The 20,107-nt window shown below is 67.3% G+C and carries 16 protein-coding genes; 1 reads left to right on the top strand and 15 read right to left on the bottom strand.

Annotated elements, in window-relative coordinates:
• Nucleotide 1 precedes the first annotated feature (1 nt).
• The 6 genes from CHB84_RS14210 to CHB84_RS14185 form a co-directional block, all read right to left on the bottom strand.
• Nucleotides 2-1,462, bottom strand: a complete 1,461-nt coding sequence (locus CHB84_RS14210; protein WP_089302077.1) for a hypothetical protein — start codon at nt 1,460-1,462, stop codon at nt 2-4.
• Entirely contained in the window at nt 1,452-2,414 is a 963-nt protein-coding gene (locus tag CHB84_RS14205; protein ID WP_245818741.1) for a methylenetetrahydrofolate reductase, read from the bottom strand. The genes CHB84_RS14210 and CHB84_RS14205 overlap by 11 nt, the downstream gene beginning before the upstream one ends.
• Nucleotides 2,404-2,946 (bottom strand): methylenetetrahydrofolate reductase C-terminal domain-containing protein, encoded by a 543-nt coding sequence (locus CHB84_RS14200; protein ID WP_089302104.1) that lies wholly within the window; start codon nt 2,944-2,946, stop codon nt 2,404-2,406. The genes CHB84_RS14205 and CHB84_RS14200 overlap by 11 nt, the downstream gene beginning before the upstream one ends.
• Nucleotides 2,947-2,976: 30 nt before the next feature.
• A complete protein-coding gene (gene metK / locus CHB84_RS14195; protein ID WP_089302076.1) occupies nt 2,977-4,221 on the bottom strand; it encodes a methionine adenosyltransferase in 1,245 nt (414 codons plus the stop codon).
• 72 nt (nt 4,222-4,293) lie between these two features.
• Nucleotides 4,294-5,217, bottom strand: coding sequence for a formyltetrahydrofolate deformylase (gene purU, locus CHB84_RS14190; RefSeq protein WP_089302075.1), 924 nt, complete (start codon nt 5,215-5,217; stop codon nt 4,294-4,296).
• A gap of 249 nt (nt 5,218-5,466) precedes the next feature.
• On the bottom strand, nt 5,467-7,134 hold the full coding sequence (locus CHB84_RS14185) for a PucR family transcriptional regulator (protein WP_089302074.1): 1,668 nt from the start codon (nt 7,132-7,134) through the stop codon (nt 5,467-5,469).
• Between the two features lie 232 nt (nt 7,135-7,366).
• Here CHB84_RS14185 and CHB84_RS14180 point away from each other — a divergent pair, with 232 nt between their 5' ends.
• On the top strand, nt 7,367-9,697 hold the full coding sequence (locus tag CHB84_RS14180; RefSeq protein WP_089302073.1) for an ATP-binding protein: 2,331 nt from the start codon (nt 7,367-7,369) through the stop codon (nt 9,695-9,697).
• 61 nt (nt 9,698-9,758) lie between these two features.
• On the opposite strand, the gene CHB84_RS14175 is transcribed toward CHB84_RS14180, so the two are convergent.
• From CHB84_RS14175 to CHB84_RS14135, 9 genes are all read right to left on the bottom strand, one after another.
• Nucleotides 9,759-10,397, bottom strand: coding sequence for an RNA polymerase sigma factor (locus CHB84_RS14175; RefSeq protein WP_089302072.1), 639 nt, complete (start codon nt 10,395-10,397; stop codon nt 9,759-9,761).
• Nucleotides 10,394-10,567, bottom strand: a complete 174-nt coding sequence (locus CHB84_RS22950) for a hypothetical protein (RefSeq protein WP_176439963.1) — start codon at nt 10,565-10,567, stop codon at nt 10,394-10,396. The genes CHB84_RS14175 and CHB84_RS22950 overlap by 4 nt, the downstream gene beginning before the upstream one ends.
• A gap of 393 nt (nt 10,568-10,960) precedes the next feature.
• Nucleotides 10,961-11,176, bottom strand: a complete 216-nt coding sequence (locus tag CHB84_RS14165) for a hypothetical protein (RefSeq protein ID WP_089302070.1) — start codon at nt 11,174-11,176, stop codon at nt 10,961-10,963.
• A complete protein-coding gene (locus CHB84_RS14160) occupies nt 11,173-12,309 on the bottom strand; it encodes a peptidylprolyl isomerase (RefSeq protein WP_089302069.1) in 1,137 nt (378 codons plus the stop codon). Before CHB84_RS14160 ends, CHB84_RS14165 begins: the two co-directional genes overlap by 4 nt.
• 22 nt (nt 12,310-12,331) lie before the next feature.
• Complete coding sequence (locus CHB84_RS14155; RefSeq protein ID WP_176439962.1) at nt 12,332-14,833, bottom strand: RND transporter family protein; 2,502 nt, start codon at nt 14,831-14,833, stop codon at nt 12,332-12,334.
• Nucleotides 14,830-16,152, bottom strand: a complete 1,323-nt coding sequence (locus CHB84_RS14150) for an MlaD family protein (protein WP_217898557.1) — start codon at nt 16,150-16,152, stop codon at nt 14,830-14,832. The genes CHB84_RS14155 and CHB84_RS14150 overlap by 4 nt, the downstream gene beginning before the upstream one ends.
• Entirely contained in the window at nt 16,152-17,456 is a 1,305-nt protein-coding gene (locus CHB84_RS14145) for an MlaD family protein (protein WP_141134693.1), read from the bottom strand. The genes CHB84_RS14150 and CHB84_RS14145 overlap by 1 nt, the downstream gene beginning before the upstream one ends.
• Nucleotides 17,453-18,865: an MlaD family protein gene (locus CHB84_RS14140; protein ID WP_141134692.1), complete on the bottom strand. Its 1,413-nt coding sequence runs from the start codon at nt 18,863-18,865 to the stop codon at nt 17,453-17,455. Before CHB84_RS14140 ends, CHB84_RS14145 begins: the two co-directional genes overlap by 4 nt.
• The gene (locus CHB84_RS14135) at nt 18,862-20,088 is read right to left on the bottom strand and encodes an MCE family protein (RefSeq protein ID WP_217898556.1); all 1,227 of its coding nucleotides are present in this window, start codon (nt 20,086-20,088) and stop codon (nt 18,862-18,864) included. Before CHB84_RS14135 ends, CHB84_RS14140 begins: the two co-directional genes overlap by 4 nt.
• Nucleotides 20,089-20,107 lie beyond the last annotated feature (19 nt).

Below are 20,107 nucleotides of genomic sequence, written 5' to 3'. Positions count from 1 at the left end.
GTCAATCCCTCGCTTGCGCGGTGAGAGTCATGATGTTGGTACTCGCACGATGGGTGAACGGAACGAAGTCCACATCGAACCCGCGGCGGTTCCCGATGTACCGCAGCAGCGGACCGTTCACCCAGTTCACTACGGAACCGTCGTACTTGCCGGGGCCGCAGAAGTTCGTATCGTAGCGGGCGGGATCGGTGACGAAGAGGTCGTGGCAGTGCAGGTAACCGTACGGATGCAGCAAGGGCAGTGTCCCGACGAAGCTGGCGACAGCACCGTTGCTGACCTGCATCCTGATGTCGCCGCAACCTTCCAGCACCGGGCGCAGAGCTTCCCCGGTGACCGACGGGGCGATCTCGTACAGGTCCAGCCCTTCGAGGGGGACGTACCGCTCCTCGAGGCGGACCTCCGCCCAGAGCTCCTGCCAGAACCGGACCGCGGCGCCCACGTCCGGGAAGTGCGCCGGCATCGCTTCCGCGAGGAGCTCTGGACCGAGCCGGAGCAACTTCGCCGCTACAGCGACGATGTCCGACGACAGGAGCGAGGCGTGCTCGGCGAGCCGCTCCGCTGCCCGGTTCGCGACGTAGGCACGTACCTCTACCCGGTACATCCGGCCCGACAGGGAAGCCACCTCGTCCGTCGGCAAGTTGTCGTACACGTTCGACACATAGGCGAGGAAAGCCTTGTGACGCAGGAATCCCAGGGCCGAGGCCGGATCGGTGGCGTCGAGCACGATCGAGCTCACCTTGGTGGCATGCTCGGCCACGGCATGCTGCGCCTGCTTCAGCACGTAGGGTGAGTAGTCCCCCATGATGTAGTGCAGCCTGCGGTAGTAGTCGCCGCCGTGCTCCTGGGCCATGACCCGGAACTCGTCGAGCCAGATACGTGCCGGACCGCCGTTACCGACTCCGAGCTCGATGACGTAGAGCTCGTCGGGCAGCGCGTTGTGCACGGCCAACTCGTCCCAGATCGAGAACAGCTTGTGGATCATCTCACGGGCGGCGCCCACGCTGCGCGCGTCGCTGCTCCCGCCCGGCAGCGCCTGCTCGTAGGCGGCTCCGGTCGCCTGTTCCCAGGACGACAGCGCCTGCCAGTACAGCGCGTTGAAGTCCCATATGCAGCTGTTCTTGCCGGGCGTCCACGGCTCGAGGTAGGTGCGCCCACGGGTATCCGGATGGCGGTGTTCCCGCAAGGCCTCCACGACCTCGTCGCTGATGTCGACACTGCCCGCCCGTCGCAGGTCCACCGCGACCTCTACCGCCGATTCCATGCCGTCCGTCGTGGTGATCGAGCGGACATCGACGGTGTCGCGGAAGTTGTGCTTGTACTGGATCCAGTCGCACACCACCCGTAGCCGCGAGAGATCGACACTGTCCTGACCGAGTGCCTGTACGAGCGGGCCCAGTACGGGACGGACGTCGAGGGGGGACGAACCGTGCAGTCGTTTTGTCGGGCGCACGTCAACCAGCATCTGCGCTCCTTTCACGGGAACCACATGCGTTCATATCGAATCGCGATCGGTCCAGCCCCGAACGATCGACGATTTCCGGGATGAGATGCTCTCTGCCGAAGGCCATCAGATGTATCCCGCTCACTCCCTCTATGGCACGGATACGGTGGATACTCTCCGCGCAGACTCGGAGCGCTTCCTCGGTGAACCCTTCCGTTCCGGCACGCAGCAGCCGCGTCGCGACCGCGTCCGGTACGTGCACCCCCGGCACCTTGGTCCGCATGTGCTCCAGGGCCTGCGGGCTGACGATCGGGCCGATGCCGGCGATGATGTGCGCGCGTTCGTGCAGCCCCAGATCCCGTACCTCGGCCATCCATCCGGCGAACGCGCCGACGTCGAAGACGAGCTGGGTCTGGACGTACTCCGCGCCTGCGCGCACCTTCTTGGCCAGGCGCCGTGCACGGAAGCCGACGGGCGGGGCGAAGGGATTCTCGACCGCGCCGATATGCAGGTCGGGTGGCGGGTCGAGCGACCGGCCGGACAACAGCTGACCGTGGTCCCGGAGGTTACGGGCCGTCCATACCATCTGCGTGCTGTCGAGATCGAATACCGGCTTGGCATCCGGATGGTCGCCGTAACTGGGATGGTCCCCGCTGAGCAGCAGCACATTGCGCACGCCGAGCGCTGCCGCGGAGACCAGGTCGGACTGCAAGGCGATCCGGTTGCGATCCCTGGCGGTCAGCTGCATGACCGGGTCCACGCCCTCGTCGAGGAGCACCAGGCTCCCAGCCAGGCTGGACAGTCGGACGAACCCGCCCTGGTTGTCGGTGATGTTCACCGCGTCCACCCAGCCACGCAGGGCGCGGCCCTTCTTCCGGACCACGTCCGTATCGGCCCCCCGCGGTGGTCCCAGCTCGGCCGTCACGACGAACCGTCCCGCACGAAGCGCTTCCACCAACCCGCTACCGCTCACGATCACCCTTACCTGTCACCAGTACGGGCAGGCCGAGATCGACAGGTGTCGCGCGCCCACCGGGCTCCGTCCAGAGCCCGTCGTCCCTTCCCTGCCAGTAGTTGATCCAGGAGCTCTCGCCCCACTGCCGCTGGTCGATCGGCCTGTGCAGCCGCTCGAGGTCGCCGGCGTGCCCGCCCGCCTCGGCACGCTCGACCGCGATCAGCCACACGCAGCGCTCACCCGGATAGACCTCGCAACCGCCGTCCGGCAGCACTCCACCGCACGGTCCGTTCCGGAGCTGCTTCGGGCAGGTCATCGGGCACGCGTAACCCGTGACGGGCAACGCGCACTGGCCACACATGCGGCACCCGAACACCTTTCGCTTGACCGACTCCTCCGTGCGGGTGAACGGTCGACGCAGCCACGCGTGCCGTTCGACGACCCTCGCCACGAACCGGTACAGCCCGTTGGGCTCGAGAAGCCGATGCAGGCGGTACAGGGTTCGTGAGGACAGCGCCGGGCGCGTCGGTACCGCACGCGGTGGCGGCATCGCGATCACCTCTCCTTCTGCGCGGGCACGTCAGTTCACGGCCGCTTCTGCCGGTGCGTCCAGCGCGGCCTCATCGCGCAGCACGTCCGCCTTGTCCGTACGCTCCCAGGTGAAGTCGACGTCATCGCGGCCGAAATGCCCGTAGGCGGCCGTCTTGCTGTATACCGGCCGGTTCATGTCGAGGTAGTCCCTGAACGCCGCGGGCCGCATGTCGAAGTGCCGCTGGACGAGCTCGTGGACAGCCCTGATCGGGATCTTCTCCGTTCCGAAGGTGTCGATCAGCAGCGACATCGGCCGCGCAACGCCGATCGCGTAGGCGACCTGGATCTCGACCCGGTCCGCGAGCCCTGCCGCGACCACGTTCTTGGCCACGTATCGGGCCGCATACGCGGCCGATCGGTCGACCTTGGACGGATCCTTCCCGGAAAACGCGCCGCCCCCGTGCCGGGCGAAGCCTCCGTAGGTATCAACGATGATCTTGCGTCCGGTCAGACCGGCATCGCCGACCGGACCGCCGATCACGAAACGTCCCGTGGGGTTGACGAGGAAGTTGTTGCACAGCAGTTCGGGCGAGTACATGCCGCTGGGCAGCACCGGTAGCGCCACGTGCGTCCACAGGTCCTCGCTCAGGCGGTCCTCCGACCCCGGTGCGTGCTGGGAAGAGATGAGAACCTTCTCGATCTCGACAGGGACGCCGTTGCGGTAGCGGACCGTGACCTGTGTCTTCCCATCCGGGCGCAGGTACGGGAGCTTGCCAACCTTGCGCATCTCCGCCAGTTGCCGTGACAGCCGGTGTGCGATGGCGATCGGCATCGGCATCAGCTCGTCGGTCTCGTTCGTGGCGTAGCCGAACATCATGCCCTGGTCGCCTGCACCGGACTGGTCGTACACATCGGCATCGGCGAGGCGCGAGCGGAGCTCGTGCCCGACGTCGACCCCCTGCGCGATATCCGTGGACTGGCGGTCCAGTGCGGTGATCACCGAGCAGGCATTGCCGTCGAAGCCGTAGATCCCGCTGTCGTAACCGATATCGCGAATCGCCTGGCGCACCGTCTCGGTGAAGTCGATGGATCCGGACGTCGTGATCTCACCGGCGAGTAGGACCAGGCCCGTCGTCACGAGAGTCTCGCACGCTACACGGGATGCGCGGTCTTCCGCCAGCGCCGCGTCCAGGATCGCATCCGAGATCCGGTCGGCCATCTTGTCGGGATGACCTTCCGTCACCGACTCGGAGGTAAAGAGATACTCGTCGCCGCCATTGGCATTGATGGTCATGACACCGCCTATCCGTGATAGTGATCTGTGTGTTGCCTGGTCGAACCGGTCACCGTCTGTTCTCCTGTCCCGTCAATCGGCAAAGACCGTGGTGTGATTGCCGGTAACGAGAACGCGGTCCTCGCTGTGCCACGACACCGCCCTGCCGAGCACGTCCCGTTCCACATACCGGCCGAGCCGTCGCAGCTCGCCGGGCTCGTGCCGATGACTCACCCGGCACACCCCCTGTTCGATGATCGGTCCCGCGTCGAGCTCTTCTGTGACATAGTGGGCCGTCGCCCCGATGACTTTCACCCCGCGCGCGGCCGCGGCCTTGTACGGATTCGCGCCGGGAAAGGCCGGAAGCAATCCATGATGTATGTTGATTATCTTTTCCGGGAAGTACTCGAGGAACTTCGGAGTCAACACCTGCATGTAACGGGCCAGTACGATGAAATCGACCGCACCGTAGAGCAGCTCGAGTTGCCGGTCCTCGGCGTGCCGCTTGCCGTTCGCGGTGACCGGGATATGGTGGTACGGAATACCGGAGGCGCGAACCATCCCCGCGAGGTCGGCGTGATTGGAAATCACCATGGAGACTTTCGCCGGTACATCGCCCGATTCACATCGCCACAGCAGGTCCTGCAGCACGTGCCCCTCCCGGGAGACCATCACTGCCATCCGCTTGACCTCGGTGGCAGGGACGATCCGCCATGCGATGCCGCGTGCGCCGGCGAGATCGCCGAACCGGCGGCGGAGCCTGTCCCACCAGGCATCAGACGGCTCGCCGGAGAACTCGACACGCAGCGCATCCGTCTCGCTGCCATCATCGATGCCGCGCTGATTGCACTCGAGTACGGTCGCGCCCAGCGGCTCGAGACACGCGAGCACGGTGGAGAGGACACCCGCGCGCCGTGGCCCCGACGCCACCACGCGCCCTGCCACGTGCGGTCGCAGTGCGTGCGGTGCGGCGCGTGGCCGCGCCGCCGGTTCCGCAACAGCGTCACCTGCCAGCATGAATCGGCCACCTCCCATACATCCCGACCATTTCCGGTGTATCGATTCTTTCCCCGGAAATACCCGTCGAGCTCGCGACTGCGGACGTTACGTATCTATTCTGGCCGGCTGTGCCAGCCCTGGTCCATCGACAGAACGGACCATTCTTCCGCTTCCGTTGATGCATCTTGCCGATGCATATTTCCCCGGACCCGGACGACGCGTCGAAACAGCACGACATTCCGGATGGCACGGGCACCGGTCGACGGCTCATTCGCCGAACCCCAGGCGCAGTTGAAGTTCCGCGACGAGGCGTTCGGTCGGGTTGTTGATATCGATCCCGCAGAGTTCCTGGATTCGACCGAGCCGGTACCGGAGGGTATTTCGATGCACACACAATCTCTTGGATGCTTTCGTGAGATCGCACTGCGCGTCGAAGTACTCGCGTAGGGTCGTGACGTAATCGACGTTCCTGGCCTTGTCGATGTCGCTGAGACGTTGGATCGCTCCACGGAGCAAGTGTGCTCGCTCGCGCATGAGTTCGCGCAGCTCGGCGAGGATGACGCTCGACCGCAGGTCTTCGAGGCTGGTGACGCGCGCACCCTCCGTCCCGGAGGTCAGTCGCATGACACGATCGACCTCGTCGCGCCCCCTCGGCAATGTCGCGAGGTTCGGCAGCGCGTCGCTGATCGCGACGACGGCATCGGTCCGCAGCTGGTTCTCGACGTGGTCGAGAATCGATGCCGCCAGTTCCCGCGTCTCACCGTGCGTCCCGTGAGCCTCCGGCACAAGGGCGTACACGCGCCCACCCAGCGATGCCGCGCTGCCCCGGATGCCTGCTAGCTCGAGACGGAGTACCACAAGTTCCTCGATGAGCAGATGCGCGTTCACCGGTCGGTCGCCTGCACGCGGCCGGAAGGCGAGGAGTCGGAACGACTCGTCGCTGTCGACTCCCAGGCAGCCTGCGAGCACTTCCGGCGACCCGCTGCCTTCGATCACGCCCCGCAACAGCTCACCACGCATGCGCCGCTCGGTGTCACCTGCCGTCCGCAAGCGAACGAGAAGCCCCGATGCGATGCGCGCTATATCGGTCAACGAGGCGCCGGTCGCGTCGCAGGTAGTCTCCCGGGCCACGGTGACCCAGATGTAACCGAGAATGTCGACGCCTGCGCGGATCGGGACGATCAGCCGGGGACGGTGGCCCACCGGTTCGATCCGGGTCGGCCGGTGCGCACCGCGCACACGCTGCAGCGAGCCGCTGTCACGGAGCCAGCTCATGACGTGCGGCGGTGGGCGGCGGTGCAGGATCGAGAGCCTGCGCAGCTCGTCGGTGTCCTCGTCCAGGTTCGAGTACGCCAGCACCTGCATTTCGGAGTCGTACAGCTCGACCGGGCCGGAGCAGACGGCGGCGGCCGCGTTCACCAGGGAGAACAGGTCACCGACGGGAGTGCGCTCGCCCGACTCGACGGACATCGAGGCGGCCGTCACTGTCGCTCGCAGGTCGGTGTACAACCTGTCCCAGGACAGCTCCTGCGGAGCGGCCAGGACGGCGACTCCCTGTACATCGGCCTCGGAACGCACCCACGACGGATGGTCGGGCTGCTTGATCACCACCGCCGCGGCGCCTGCCCGGGCAGCGGCCCGCAGGACCTGCGATACCGAGAATGCCGTGGGCAGTCCGACCGCGAGCACGACGTCACCGGACTCGATGCGAGCGAAGCCGCCGGAGTCCCAGATCAGCACCCCGCGTAGCGGCACATCCAGCCCGTGCGGTGCGCACATGACATCGAGCGCCTGCTCGGTGACCTGCCCGAGCACATCGCGAAGCGACGGCGGGCTCGGTGCGCCGTCGACGTTGACGACATCGCTCGTGACAAGTCCCTCGCAGCCGTTGGCCATCGGGGCACTCTCCAGACTCACCCTATCGACGATCGTCATAGCAGGAGCACCTCTTCGAAGTCGACGTGATCTGGCCGTTGTCCCATGGCGGCGCCCGGAGGCAGCACCGTGACAACCGCACGGTCATACCTAGATGCGAGGTGTCGACGGTGCCTCGGTCACTCGTATGGGGGATACCCCGTCCGGTCTGCGGCGACGGGACTGGACACGAGCTGAACCAGGGCTATGATTTGCGCTAAACGTCACAGTCGCCTCGTCTAGAATCCGGACGATGACAGAGAAACCGCCGCAGCCGCCGTCACGCACGCTGCCCGTCGAGGTGACGCGGTTCGTGGGTAGGCGGCGCGAGCTGAACGAGGCGAAGCGCCTCTTCGCGCTCACCCATCTGGTCACGTTGACCGGGGTCGGCGGTTCCGGGAAGACGCGGATGGCGGCGCGGCTCGCACGCGAACTCGAGCGGGCTTTCCCCGACGGAATCTGCTTCGTCCGGCTCGCCGAACTGCAGGATTCCTCGCTGCTCGGGCATACCGTAGCCGACGCGCTCGGGCTGCGCGAAGTCTCGCGGCAGTGGCGGATCGAAACGCTCACCGAGTATCTCGCCACGCGAAAGTTGCTGCTCGTGCTCGACAACTGCGAGCACGTGCTGGACGCATGCGCCACCCTGGCAGACGAGCTCCTGCAGACCGCACCGGACCTGAGAATCCTTGCCACCAGCCGCGAGCCGCTCGGCATCGCAGGCGAAAGCACGCTATCCGTCCCCCCTCTCACGGTTCCCGATACCGCGTGCTCGTCTGCGGCGAGTCTCGTCCAGTACGACTCGGTCAACCTGTTCCTGGACCGCGCGAACTCTGCCGTCCCCGGCTTCCAGCTCACCGAGGCCAACCGTACGGCCGTCGCGACGTTGTGCCACGCACTCGACGGCTTGCCACTCGCGCTGGAGCTCGCCGCCATCCGGCTACGCGCGCTGTCACTCGACCAGATCGTCGAGCGGATTACCGATCGTTACAACCTGCTCACTTCCGGTAGCAGGAATGCCCCCGACCGGCAGAAAACGCTCTGGGCGTTGATCACGTGGAGCTTCGAGCTGTGCTCGCCAAAGGAGCAAGCCCTCTGGTGCAGGTTGACCGTCTTCTCCGGTGGCATCGAGCTCGACGCCGCCGAGGAGGTCTGCTCCGACGGCCACATTCCGAGCTCGGAGATCTTCGATGTCCTGGCCTCGCTTGTGGACAAGTCCATCCTGATACGCGAGGACCATGGAGCGCGCGTTCGGTACCAGCTTCTCGAGACGATCCGGCAGTACGGGCAACAGCGTCTCCACGGTTCGGGTGAGCTGGCCTGGTGGCGAAGGCGCCATCGGGACTTCTATGCCGATCTCGTGGCACGAACCTTCGCGGAATGGATCGGGCCGGAACAGGCGCAGCGACTCGACCGGCTGCGGCGTGACCACACGAACATCCGTGCGGCGCTCGAGTACTGCGTCTCCGAGCCGGGCGAGGAGGACGCCGCCTTGCGTCTGGCGAGCGACTTGTACTTCTACTGGCTCACCCGCGGGTTCATCAGCGAGGGGCGCCACTGGCTGGACCTCGTGCTCGCGCGAACCACGAACGACGGCGAACTCAAAGCCCATGCGCATTGCGTCGACGCGAACCTGGCCACTCTCCAGGACGATCCCGAGACCGCCGGCGAGCAGCTCGCCGAGGCGAACACCATCGCGGAGCGCCTCGGCGACAGGCGCTGCATGGCCTACGTAGCACAGAGTCGTGCTCTGGCGGCCATGTACGCCGACGAGCTACCGGAGGCCATCGCGGTGTTCGAGTACGCCCTCGAGATCTGCGACCAGGTCGGCGACCATATCGGCGCCGCGTTCACGCTGTTCCTGCACAGCCTTGCCGCTGTACTCCACGGTGATCCGGTCAAGGCGAACGAGTCGCATCGCCGCTGTCAGGCACTGACAGAACCCGCAGGCGAGCTGTGGATCCGGTCCTACTCGCTGTGGGCCGCGTCGCTCAACGCCTGGAGGCAGGGCGATATCGACCTGGCGCTCCGGCGAGCCTTCGACGGCCTGGACATCAAGTGGGCCATCGACGACCAGCTCGGCATCGCGGAGTGCTTCGAGGCGATAGCGTGGATCGAAGCCACGCGTCATCGCTGCGAGCGCGCTGCCACCGTCCTCGGCGCAGCGGACACGATATGGCGTGCCATGGGCATGTCACTGAGCGCCATTCCCGGCCTGCACCGGTACCGGGCAGAGAGCCTCGCACGCGCACGCCGCCTCGGCGAACGCCCCTTCACGTCAGCGTTCCGGGCCGGCACCAGGATGAGTATCGACGAGGCCGTCAGGTTCACCCTCGAGAAAACCGACGTCGAGGCACCCGCCAGGGAACACGACACGGCGTCGGCACAACTCACCCGACGCGAGTCCGAGATCGCGGGCCTGGTGGCCGAGGGACTCAGCAATCGCGAGATCGCCACCCGGCTGGTGATCTCGAGGCGCACCGTCGAAGCCCATGTGGAGCACGTGCTCGCCAAGCTGGGCTTCACGTCCCGGGCACAGATCGCCGCATGGGTGACCGAGCGTGACACCCGCACCGAGGCGGTCTGATCGCGCGGAGTGTACACGGTGACAGCCGTCGACCACCCCGGCAAGCCGGGCGGTACAGCCGCTACGCGTGATGATGAGCCGGAGCCACCTTGCTCAGCTTGCGGATGGCTCGGTGCTGCAAGGCCCTGATCGCGTTCTCGGTCCGGTGCATCACGTCAGCTGTCTCACGCACCGAGAGCTGCTCGATGAAGCGGAGCCGCAGGCACGTGGCCTGGTCCTGCGGCAACAGTTCGAGCAGCGCCTCGACGGATTCCCGGGTCTCCCGGATCGCCAACTCGTGCTCCGGGCCCATCACCGTGCCGACATCCTCGGGTACGAACTCCGTGGGTACTTCCCGCCGATGCCTTGCCGAATTGTAGTGATCACGCACGATGTTCCTCGTGATCGTGAACAACCATGGCTGAACGCCCGCACCCGCGCAGGAGAACTGCGACCTGCGGGTAAGCGCGCGGAGGAAGGTCTCACTCGCGCAATCCTCCGCCGTCGCCACGTCAGCGGTCCGTGAGATGCTGAACTGGCGGATTGCCTGCCCGTAGTCCAGATACCATTCGGCGATACTCGACTCGCAACTACAGCGCCCGTGAGCCGGCGCGTCTCCGTCCCTGGCCCGGCACGGGCGGTGGTGATGTCGCGGAGCGCCGGTGTGCGCGCTATCGTTCCCCGCGATCGCCTGCCGGCTTCCCGCACCGCGCACGGTCATCGCGAATGCACCTCGATGACACTGGGGATCCGCTCGAGCTTGCCCCGCAGCAGTCTCGCGTCATCGGTAGTCCCGGCCACCGTGTACTCGGCGGCCCAGGTACCCGGTTCCGAGACGGGATAGGCGTGGAAGTCGGTGACCCGGTAGCGATGGCTCCGGAGTTTGCCCACGATACGGTTCACTCCATCGAATCCATCCGCGACAGTCACAGTATGCCCGAAACTCTCCACCACCGTGCCGCCATCGCATTCCGCGCCCGCCTCGTGCGGGTGTTCGTACCGGGTACTTGCGTGCTGGGTAGTCGCTGTCATGAATGCCTAACCACACGATCTCGGAGACAAAGGGCTGCGTGGTTCCCGTGCGAGACCGCCAGGACGGGAATCCCGCCCGGCAGTCGCGCCTTCCGCCGTACCCCTGCTCACCTCAGCGTACGCGGAGGATGGAACAGCGCATGGTCACATCGTAAGTCCGCGATATCACCACGTCATTGGCGAGAACACTGAACATTCGGTCCTTCAGTCGTGCGTGACGACCATGTTACCGGCGTGAAGGCTGCCCGAGCGTCAGTAGTACATCATCACGTGCACGATCGCGAGCAGGAACCACAGTACGCCGGTGATCCGGAACGCGGCGCTCCCCCTTCGTAGCGACTTTTCCCGGGAATGTTTCCCCTTGTCCGGCAACGACCGTGAGACCAGCGTCGCCGCGTGCCGCCGACCCCATGTACCGAACGCGAAGGAGATGATCGCTAGCAGCAACAACAGGATCGACATCGTCATCGCGGCGCGCTACCTTTCTCGTCTCCATCACCCGTCCCCCCGGGTTCTCCGGGACCGGTCGGTGGTGCGTCCGGTTCCGCCGGGCGGTAGGCGTCGGCGTAATCGACGTCGGCCTCACGGATGCGCTCGCCGAGCCATTCCCGCCAGATCGCGAGCTCCCGTTCCGATTCCAGTGCCTGCCGTAGCTCTTCCCGTACTTCCTCGAATGTCAGCTCGCGCTCGTCCACGACCTCTACCACGTATCCGACATTCCAGCCGTGCTCGGTTTCCACGGGGCCGAACGTGTCACCTTCCGCCGCGGTGAACGCGACCTCACCGTAGCGCTCGTCCACCTGCCGCCGCGCCACGAGTCCGAGGTCACCGTCCTGTTCGCGGGTACTCGCGTCGAGAGAGTGGCGCCGCGCCAGTGCGGCGAAATCCTCGCCGTCCGCGAGGCGGTCCATCAGCTCGCGCGCCTCGCTTTCGGTGCCGACCACGATATTGCGCAACCGGCGCTGTTGTGGTGCGACCATCTCGTCTCGACGCTCCGTGAATGCCTCCCGGACCTCGTCCTCGGTGAGGTCCTCGGCATCCGCGGTAACCTCGTCCATGAGGCGCGAGGTGATCTCCTGGCGTTTGATCTCGTCGAGAACGTCCTCCTCGGAGGCACCCGCGTTACCGAGCAGGTCGATGAATGCCGCCCGGCCGCCCTCGCCCATCTGCTTCTCGACCATGTCGTCGAGTCGATCGCGTGCAGTCTTGTCGGAAACCTCGATACCGCGATCACGCGCGGCGTTCTCCAGGATCATGCTGACGACCATCGCCTTCGCCGAGTCCCGCCGGAACGTATCCACCTGATCGTCGCCGTCAGCCGGACGCCGGATTCCGTAGAGGGCCTCGAGGGAGTCCACACGCTTGTCGAGTTCGCTCTCGGTCACGACGACATCGCCGATCCGGAATGCGGCATCATCGGGAAGACCGGTCAGGCGCTCGATCGCGAAGGGAGCTGCACCACCCGCCACGACGACCGCCGCGGCGACCACGGCGACGGCACGTGCTCGCGGGGTGCCGGGCACGAGTCTCGCCAGCGCGGCTGCCGCGCCCGTCGCGGCAGCCCTCCCGGCGGCGAGGACACTACGAATGGCTCGCTTCATACCCTCGACTCCTTCCCGCGCGTCACACGCGGACGCGCTCGGCTCTGGTCCGGGAGGCCCCGGCGAGCCGGCTGTCCTGCCGCCTACGCCCCGTGAACAAGCCTCGTACCACGTGCGCTGCGACGAAGGACAGCACGACCGCTCCGGCCAGTACCACTCCGAACTCCCTCAGTACCGCCAGCCCCGACAGGGTCAGCGCAAAGTAGCCCAGTGACGCCGACAAGGCCGCCACCGCGACCGTGCGCGCCAGGGAGCGTGTGCCGTTGCCGGTCCGGTCGCCCAGCATGACCGTGTACTCGCACGCGACGGCCGTGGTGAGAGAGCCGAGCACCATGGTCAGCGGGGTCATGCCGATATCGAGCGCCCAGAGTCCCGCCAGGCCCCAACCGGTAGCCAGCATCGCGGCGGCGACAGCGCGGATCGCGTCGCCACGACGGCGCAGGCCCACCAGCAGTACGACACCCGCACCGAGCACGCCGAGCCCATTGGTCACGTACCGGTTGTCGGTCATCAGCTCATACGCCCGTGCCGCGGTTACCGGCAGTCCCACGAGGTCCGCTTCGACACCCTCCGGCGGCTCGGGGATGCCGGCACGGACGTCCTCGAGCAACTCCTGTTGCGTTGCCAGGTCTTGCAGTCCCAGCTGGAAGCTCATAGCAGCGAAACGCTCATCGCTGCGTACGACCGCACGCGTGAGGTACTCCGGCATGAGACGCATCCCGGACCGCACCTGTTCGGCCGTCGGTTCCCGCCCCAGGAACTCGAGCAGCCCCGGTGGCGTCAGGATCGGTGTGAGCTCCCCACCATGCTGGACAACGATCGCGTCCTGTGCCGCGCGCATCCACGCGAGCACGTCCGGGTCCAGCACGTTGTCGCCACGAACCAGCACCTGAACCTCCCCGGAGGCTCCCAGGACCTCTTCCGCGTGACCGGCGTGCTCCATGGCGGGCAGCCCCTCGGCGAGCGCGTCCGGTCGCGCTTCGACATCGAGGGGCCGCAGCGCCGACCAGCCCGCCGCGGCCAGCACCGCGAGCAGCACGAATACACTCACTCGCAGCGGCAGCCCCAGCCGGCTCCCTGCTTTCCCGCTGCCGGTGTTCCCGCTGACCGGAACACCGGCGGAGCCGTCATCACCAACGGCGCCGCGTTCGTCACGTGCCGCGGCGTCGACGGAGCCGGCAGCACCCGCAACGGCGCTTCGCCCGCGTCGGGCGCTGCGGGTTCGCTGGATGGCCAGCGCCAGCGCGAGGGCGACCAGTTGCCCCGCGGCCAGCGCCACACCCAGCTCGCGGACGAACGGTAGCGGGGTGGCTGCCAGGGAACCGAACGCCGCCGCGCTGGCCAGCGCCACGACGACGGCCCGCCGCCTGTCCGTCCGCCGTTCCAGGTACGCGGGAAAGTCGCTCGCGATACCTACCAGGATCGGCAGGAACGCGATGACCCCCAAGGAGAGCGGCCGGTCGAGCCAGCCGAACCCGGCGAGCACCATCGCCGTGGCACTCAGCGTCACGGCGATCGGCACCAGCCGCCGTCGCCGTGACGGTAACCATGGCACGAGTAGGTAGCTCGCACCGATGGCCAGGATCGCGGCAGCGCCGAGCAAGGGAACCTCTCGCCGGATCCGTTCCCCGAGACCACCCGTCACGGCCGGTACGCCCGTGACCGTGACACGTTCGGTCGCCAGCTCGGCGGCGTCCACTTCGGCACGCACACGCCGGAGAAGCTCCTCGGTTCCTGCCTGATCGAGCCCCTCCCTCGGGCGCACGAGGATGCTTACGGCGTCCTCCCGTGGCACCACGAAGTCCCATCGCGGTTTCGGTGTGTCACCGTCGCCGAAGATGACCTGCTCGACGAAGTCCGGGTTGTGCACCGTGGGTAGTCCGGCAGGCAAGCCCTGCACCAGCAGCCCGCCGTAGCGGTTGTCGAACTCCGCGACAGCCTCCTCAGCCCGCTCGGCTGCCGCGTTCTCGGACAACCCCTCGCTCAATGCCTCTTCCCGAGCGTCCTGCCGCAGGGCGTCGCGATTTCCGGACAGCGATGCCAGCATGTTCTGCGCCGAGGCCGCGATCTGGTTCAGGATCGTCGCCGGGCCGTACACAACGGACACGTCATCGAGGTCGGCAAGCGCGCCTTCGAGTCTCATGAGCACGGGCAGCTGCCCGGCGGAGAGAAGCTCGCGAGGCCCGTCCGATTCGGCTATCACCACGATCGGGTCGCCCCCGAACGAGCTGGCGGCCTCGTCGAGCAGTTCGAGCGACCGGTCATCTGCGGGGACGAACGACTCCGGGCCTGTCCCGGTCGTCAGCCGGGACAGGCCCGCTACGGTGGCAAGCACGATGCCTACCGCGAGCCCGGCAGCAAGCACGCGGCGGAGCGACAGCCACGCACGGCAGGATCGCCAGCCCCTGGACACCGTCCGGCGCAACCTCCCCGGTCGGCCCGCCGGGCGGAACCGTGCGGCGGCGACCCGGCACGCTGTACCGGCCCGCCGCACGGCACCGAGACCGGACCGGAGCCGTCTCATTCCGAATCCGGTTCCTCACGCGGGTCGGGGTCGCGTTCCACCTTCGGGTACTCACGGTCGAACGACCCCGGGTCCGCGCCGGCGCCGGGCTCGGGTATCGGGTTCTTGTACGAAAGCACCTCCCCGGTCTCCAGCGGCGACACCACCGACATGTCGTTCAGGATCGGCATGAGCCGGAAGTAGTGGACGCCTGCTTCGTCGGTGTACCGCGAGATGGCGTTGAAGTTGGCGAACCATGCGGCGATCTCCGGACCGTACGGCTCGAGATAGGCCAGCATCGGGTTCACGTCGCGCAACATCGCGATGGATTCGGGAATCAGTTCGGCCATGTCGCCGGAGAATCGCGGCAGGCGTTCCAGCGTCGGCGGTGCCTTGTCGAGGGTGCCGGACAGCGAGGGCAGCAGCCCGCGAAGGTCCGCGCTGGTGGCGGGCAGCTCGGCGAGCGCGTCGCTGAGGTGTGGTGCCGCCTCGCTCAGGTTGGCCGCCACCGGGGCCAGCGACCCCGACAGCTCGGTGAGACTGTCACCCGCACTATCCGCGCTCGCCAGCACACCGGGAAGCTTTCGCATCGTCCCGGAGATCGCCTCGCTCTGCGCCGAGGTCGCCGCGGTGAGGCGGTCGGTGTTCTCGACCATCCTCGCGATCGCGCCCTCACTCGTATCCAGCGCCGACAGTAGCGTCTCGGTGTGCCCCGCAAGGGCGGTCAGATCCTCGGACTGGGCGGCGATCGCGTCCAGCGCAGTGTGCCCGTCACGCCCCAGATCGCCGAGCCCTGCCAGGGTATCCGCGAAATCCTCGCTGGTTCCCTCGGTGCCTTCGCCTGCCGACTGCATCAGGCTGCTCATGGCATCGCGGGTCTCGGGGTCCAGGCTGTCCAGCACGTCCCGCAGCTGGGTGCTGTGTTGCGTCGCCTCGCGCGGCAACGTCGTACCCGACTCGATGGGCTCGCCGTCCCCGTCGCGCACCTCGAGATAGCTCTCCTCCACCAGCGACCGCGCGCCGACACGGACGGTCGCTCCCTCGTGCAACGGTACGTGCTCGGAGTAGAGCGACATCACCGCCTCGACGTGGTCGTGATGCTGCTCGATGGCTTGCACATCGCCCACCTGCACGCCTGCGATACGTACCTGGCCGCCCCGAACCAGATTGTCCGCGTCTTCCAGCTGTGCGGAGACCTCGTAGACGTGTGGTTCGTTGAGCAGCGGAATACGCAGGTGCGACCCGGACAGCAGGTACAGCGCGATGATGATCCCCGCCACCACGAAACCGAGAACGGTCATCAGGCGAATGGCCGGAGTGGAACGCATCCGGATACTCATCATCGGCCTCCCTCGGATGTCTCGTCGGCCCCGCCGGTTCCGCTCTCTTCGGGATTCGGGGCGTACCCACCCCGGCTGCCGGGAAGCGAGCCGCCATCGGGCAGCGGGGCCACCGCGTGGCCGCGGATGATCGTGCCCCGCGCGTCGGTCGTGCTGAACACCGACGAGGTGTTGTAGACGAATGCCTGCAGGTCCGTCAGGTACGAGGTGACCACCTCCGTGTCGTGGTCGAGCCCCTCGGTAACCGGGCCGGCGTCGTCGAGCGCGTGGTCGACGTCGTCGACAAGGGGACTCAGGCTCGCCACCACGGGCCTGGCCTTCTCCACGACCGGGCTTGCCTCCTCGACCGTCCTCCCGATCTGCCTCGTCGTCGAACCGAGCCGGCTCAGCGCGTCCGGCAGTGACTCCGCGGCGGCATCGACGTCCGCCAGCACGGGGTCCAGCTGTTCGGTCAGGTCCTGGGTCCCGGACAGCGTGCGCCGGAGCTCGTCGTTGAGTCCCGGTAACTCCTCGAGCGTCGCTCGGAGATCGGCGTCATTGTCTTCCAGGATCCCCAGCGTCTCCTGGGCGGAGTCGGCGAGACTCGTGGCTCGCTCGTGATTGTCGCCGGCGGCCGAGGCGATCCGGGACAGCCCCGTCATGAGCTCGCTGAGCTTGTCGCTCCGCGTTTGCAGCGCCTCCATCACTGGCCGGAGCCCGGTGAAGGTGTTCTCGGTGGCTTCCAGCCCGCCGGGTAGCTGCTCCGGAGCCCGCGCCAGGGCCACATCGGACTCGCGGAGCAACGCGTTGATCGACCGCTGGGATCGCTCGTCCAGATGGTCCAGCACCTCGTCGGGCTGTATCGCCCGTTCCGTCTGGCTACTCGGTAGCGTGCCACCCTCGGGTAGTGGTTCCGCGGGCGAACCGCCGGGGTCGATCTCGACATACATCTGGTTGAGCGGGTTCACTGTCCGCATGACCGCCCGGGCGTCGTCGTGGATCACGTGCCCTTGCTCGAGGCTGAACTCGAGCACCGCGGTACCACTCTCGGTCACCTCCCAGTCGACGATCTGGCCGACCTCGACGCCCGCGATCGTCACCTGATGTTTGGTATCCGGGTTGACCCCGGTGACGTTCTCGAACTCGGCCGCGAAGGTGTACCGCTCCTCCCAGGGCGGGACGAAATGGGCCTTGTAGAGGTTCACCGTCGCCGCGGTCAGGCCGAGCAGGACAAGCGCGGCGACGACCAGTGTGTTGCGCCCGAGACCGGGTACCGTCCGCATGCGCTCCCAGCTACGGCGCAGGGAGAGGTGCTTTCTCCTCACCGCGAACCTCCTCCCTCCGTTGGCAGGGACGGTGTCGCCAGCGGGTCACCGTCGTTCTGATGCGGGCCGGGCGAGGCCAGCCCGAGCGTCGCCAGGTACTGCTGCAGGCTCTTCGGCGTGCCACTACCGCCCACCGAGTTCGCCGCGATTCCCGCGGACAGGCGCGAGTGCCCGCCGGACCCGTCGTTCCAGGACAGCGCGTCGGCACCACGGCTGGCCAGGTAGCCGAGCTCCTCGTACAGTGGGTTCCCGCTCGACCCGCCGCCGGCATACCGGCCGCTGCCTTCCCACGGCGACAGCACGGTGTCGGATATCGGCCCCTCGAGCCGATCCAGCACCGGCCCCTCGACATCGCGCAGTACCCGGGTCGACTCGTCCGAGACCGGCACCAGCTGCTCGACGACCGGGCGGGCCTGGTCGAGCAGGGGGCGCAGGTTCTCGAGGAACGGCCGGGTGCGTTCCAGTACGGGATCCAGCTCGGCCAGCAGGCCGTCCAGCTCCCGGACGCTGGGACGGGCGCTCTCCGCCGTCGAGATCAGCTGGTCCACGGTAGGTTGCAGGTCACGGAGACCGGCACGGGTGGTCCGCAGGGTATCGGGAAGGGTGGATGCGGCCTCGGCGAGAGGGGCGCTTCCCTCGTCGAGTGCTGCCGTGCTGGCCTCGAGTGAGGTCAGGATCTCGCCGAGCTGACCCTCCCGCTGTGTCAGGGCATCGGCTGCCGACTGGAAGCCGGCGACCAGTTCGGGAAGGTCGCGTGCCGGTCTGGTGCCACGGGTGGCCTCCAGCACGTCGCCGGTGGCCGGCAGCACGTCCGGTGCAGTCTCGAGCAGGTTCTCCAGCGCGTCGGCACCTCCCTGGCGCAGTACCCCGTCGAGCTGGCCCACCGAGGCCCGGATGCCTTCCTTGGCCTCCTCGCTGCCGACCGCGGCCAGCACGTGTTCGAGCTCGACCGGCACGCTCGTCCGCTCCTGCGGGATCGTCTCGCCGTCGAACTCACCGCCGCCGCCCGGCCGGAGCTCGACATAGTAGTTACCGCCGAGCAGCAACGTGGGGCGGACGCTCGCGGACGGGCTACTCCCCAGCTTGTCCGCCGCCTCGCTGTCGATCTGCATCGTGACGATCCACGACCCGCCGTCAGAGGGCTCACCGCCGATCGCGGAGCCGACGATCACGCCACCCAACTTCACGTCACTCTTGTGATCGCGCAGCTGGTAGTCACGGGAGAACTCCGCTTGTACCCGTGTGGTGTCCGCGAACATCCCGGCGACCGTGTTCGTGATGCGCTCCTTGTTGTACAGCGCGGCAACGAACGCGAAGAACAGCACGAGGATGAGCAGGCCGGCAGTCGAGCGCGACACCCCGTTGACCGGCTTCGGCACGCGCGCGGCAACGCGTCGGAGAGTCTTCATCGCACACCTCCCACGAGATTCTCGGCCCTGTGATGATCGGCCTCGCCCGGTTCCGGGTAGACGTCCTGCTCGACTGCGCCCGGGCCGAGCAAGCCGCCCACCGTACGGATCACCGGGGAAGCGATACCCAGCCGCGCGTAATGCACCCCGTCGACGTTCTCCGACGTCCAGCTGTGCCCGCGCACGAAGAACGTACCCATCTCGGGGGCGTAGGGCGCCAGCACACTCATCGGCGTTTCCAGGTCGTCAAGCGCACGCCGGACCTGCGGCGCCAGGGGCCGGGCGTCGGCGAACGTCCCCGTCAGCTCGTTCACGGCCGGCGTCGCCTGCTCTGCCACATCCGGTACCTTGCCGAACGGTTCGACGGACTCCCGCAGCACACCGCGAAGGTCCTCCTCGGCCTCGGACAGTGCCCGCGCACCGGTTCGCAGCTCGTCGAAAGCCGCCTCGGTATCCTCGAGCGGCGCGTCGAGCGACTGAAATGCCGTCCGCGTACTGTCCAGCGTCCCCGGAAGGCGCTGCAGTGACTCCGCCAGCGGCTCGCCACCGTCGGCCGCGAGTGCCCGCAGCGTGGCATCCGACTGTTCCAGTGCGCCCGCGATCTGCTCCTCGCGCCCCGCGAACCGGGACGCCACCTGCTCGGCGCTGCGGAGCAGTGCCGGCAGGTCGGCGGCGTCGGCCGCCAGCGCGCTGGAGATCTCCCCGGTATCGGCCAGTATTCCGGGGAAGGACTGCACGAAGTGCTGCAGGTCGCGACTCCGACCCGCCGCGCCACTGCCCAGCTCGCGGATCGCGCTGGTGGCTCCTTCCCGGCTCGGCTCGTCGAGCACCTCGAAGAGCTCGTAGAGATCGGCGGAGTCTGTCGTCTGCTCTGCCGCGATACGGTCGCCGTTCAGCTCGCCGGCTTCCGGGCTTCCTGGCGAGAGCTCGACGAACTTGGCCGCGAGAACCGAGAAGTCCCATACCTCGGCCGTAGCGTCCGCGTAGAGGTCGACCTCCCCGTCCAGCCGCATCGTCACCACGGCAGTGCCGTCCTCGTACTCGATATCGGCGACCTTGCCGATCCGCACGCTGTTGCGCCGGACCTCGTTACCTTCCGCCAGGCTGTCCGTATCGGTGAACTCGGCCTGCACGACGGTGCTGCTCTGCCACGGCAACCCCGTGTGGGCCGTACCGGCAATGTAGAGGACGAGCCCGATTCCGGCCAGACCGGCGATGCCCATGAGGACCGTTGTCGCAACA

Origin of the sequence: Haloechinothrix alba (assembly GCF_900188115.1) — a bacterium.
GTDB lineage: Bacteria > Actinomycetota > Actinomycetes > Mycobacteriales > Pseudonocardiaceae > Haloechinothrix > Haloechinothrix alba.
The sequence above is the reverse complement of the archived record's forward strand: the minus strand, read 5'-3'. Positions and strand labels throughout refer to the sequence as shown.

What these genes read in the sequence shown, in the direction of transcription:
- CHB84_RS14210 (WP_089302077.1), bottom strand. Translation starts at nt 1,462, where the DNA reads ATGCTGGTTGACGTGCGCCCGACAAAACGACTGCACGGTTCGTCCCCC.
- CHB84_RS14200 (WP_089302104.1), bottom strand. Translation starts at nt 2,946, where the DNA reads ATGCCGCCACCGCGTGCGGTACCGACGCGCCCGGCGCTGTCCTCACGA.
- metK (WP_089302076.1), bottom strand. Translation starts at nt 4,221, where the DNA reads ATGACCATCAATGCCAATGGCGGCGACGAGTATCTCTTTACCTCCGAG.
- purU (WP_089302075.1), bottom strand. Translation starts at nt 5,217, where the DNA reads ATGCTGGCAGGTGACGCTGTTGCGGAACCGGCGGCGCGGCCACGCGCC.
- CHB84_RS14185 (WP_089302074.1), bottom strand. Translation starts at nt 7,134, where the DNA reads ATGACGATCGTCGATAGGGTGAGTCTGGAGAGTGCCCCGATGGCCAAC.
- CHB84_RS14180 (WP_089302073.1), top strand. Translation starts at nt 7,367, where the DNA reads ATGACAGAGAAACCGCCGCAGCCGCCGTCACGCACGCTGCCCGTCGAG.
- CHB84_RS14175 (WP_089302072.1), bottom strand. Translation starts at nt 10,397, where the DNA reads ATGACCGTGCGCGGTGCGGGAAGCCGGCAGGCGATCGCGGGGAACGAT.
- CHB84_RS14165 (WP_089302070.1), bottom strand. Translation starts at nt 11,176, where the DNA reads ATGACGATGTCGATCCTGTTGTTGCTGCTAGCGATCATCTCCTTCGCG.
- CHB84_RS14160 (WP_089302069.1), bottom strand. Translation starts at nt 12,309, where the DNA reads ATGAAGCGAGCCATTCGTAGTGTCCTCGCCGCCGGGAGGGCTGCCGCG.
- CHB84_RS14155 (WP_176439962.1), bottom strand. Translation starts at nt 14,833, where the DNA reads ATGAGACGGCTCCGGTCCGGTCTCGGTGCCGTGCGGCGGGCCGGTACA.
- CHB84_RS14150 (WP_217898557.1), bottom strand. Translation starts at nt 16,152, where the DNA reads ATGAGTATCCGGATGCGTTCCACTCCGGCCATTCGCCTGATGACCGTT.
- CHB84_RS14140 (WP_141134692.1), bottom strand. Translation starts at nt 18,865, where the DNA reads ATGAAGACTCTCCGACGCGTTGCCGCGCGCGTGCCGAAGCCGGTCAAC.
- CHB84_RS14135 (WP_217898556.1), bottom strand. Translation starts at nt 20,088, where the DNA reads ATGGGCATCGCCGGTCTGGCCGGAATCGGGCTCGTCCTCTACATTGCC.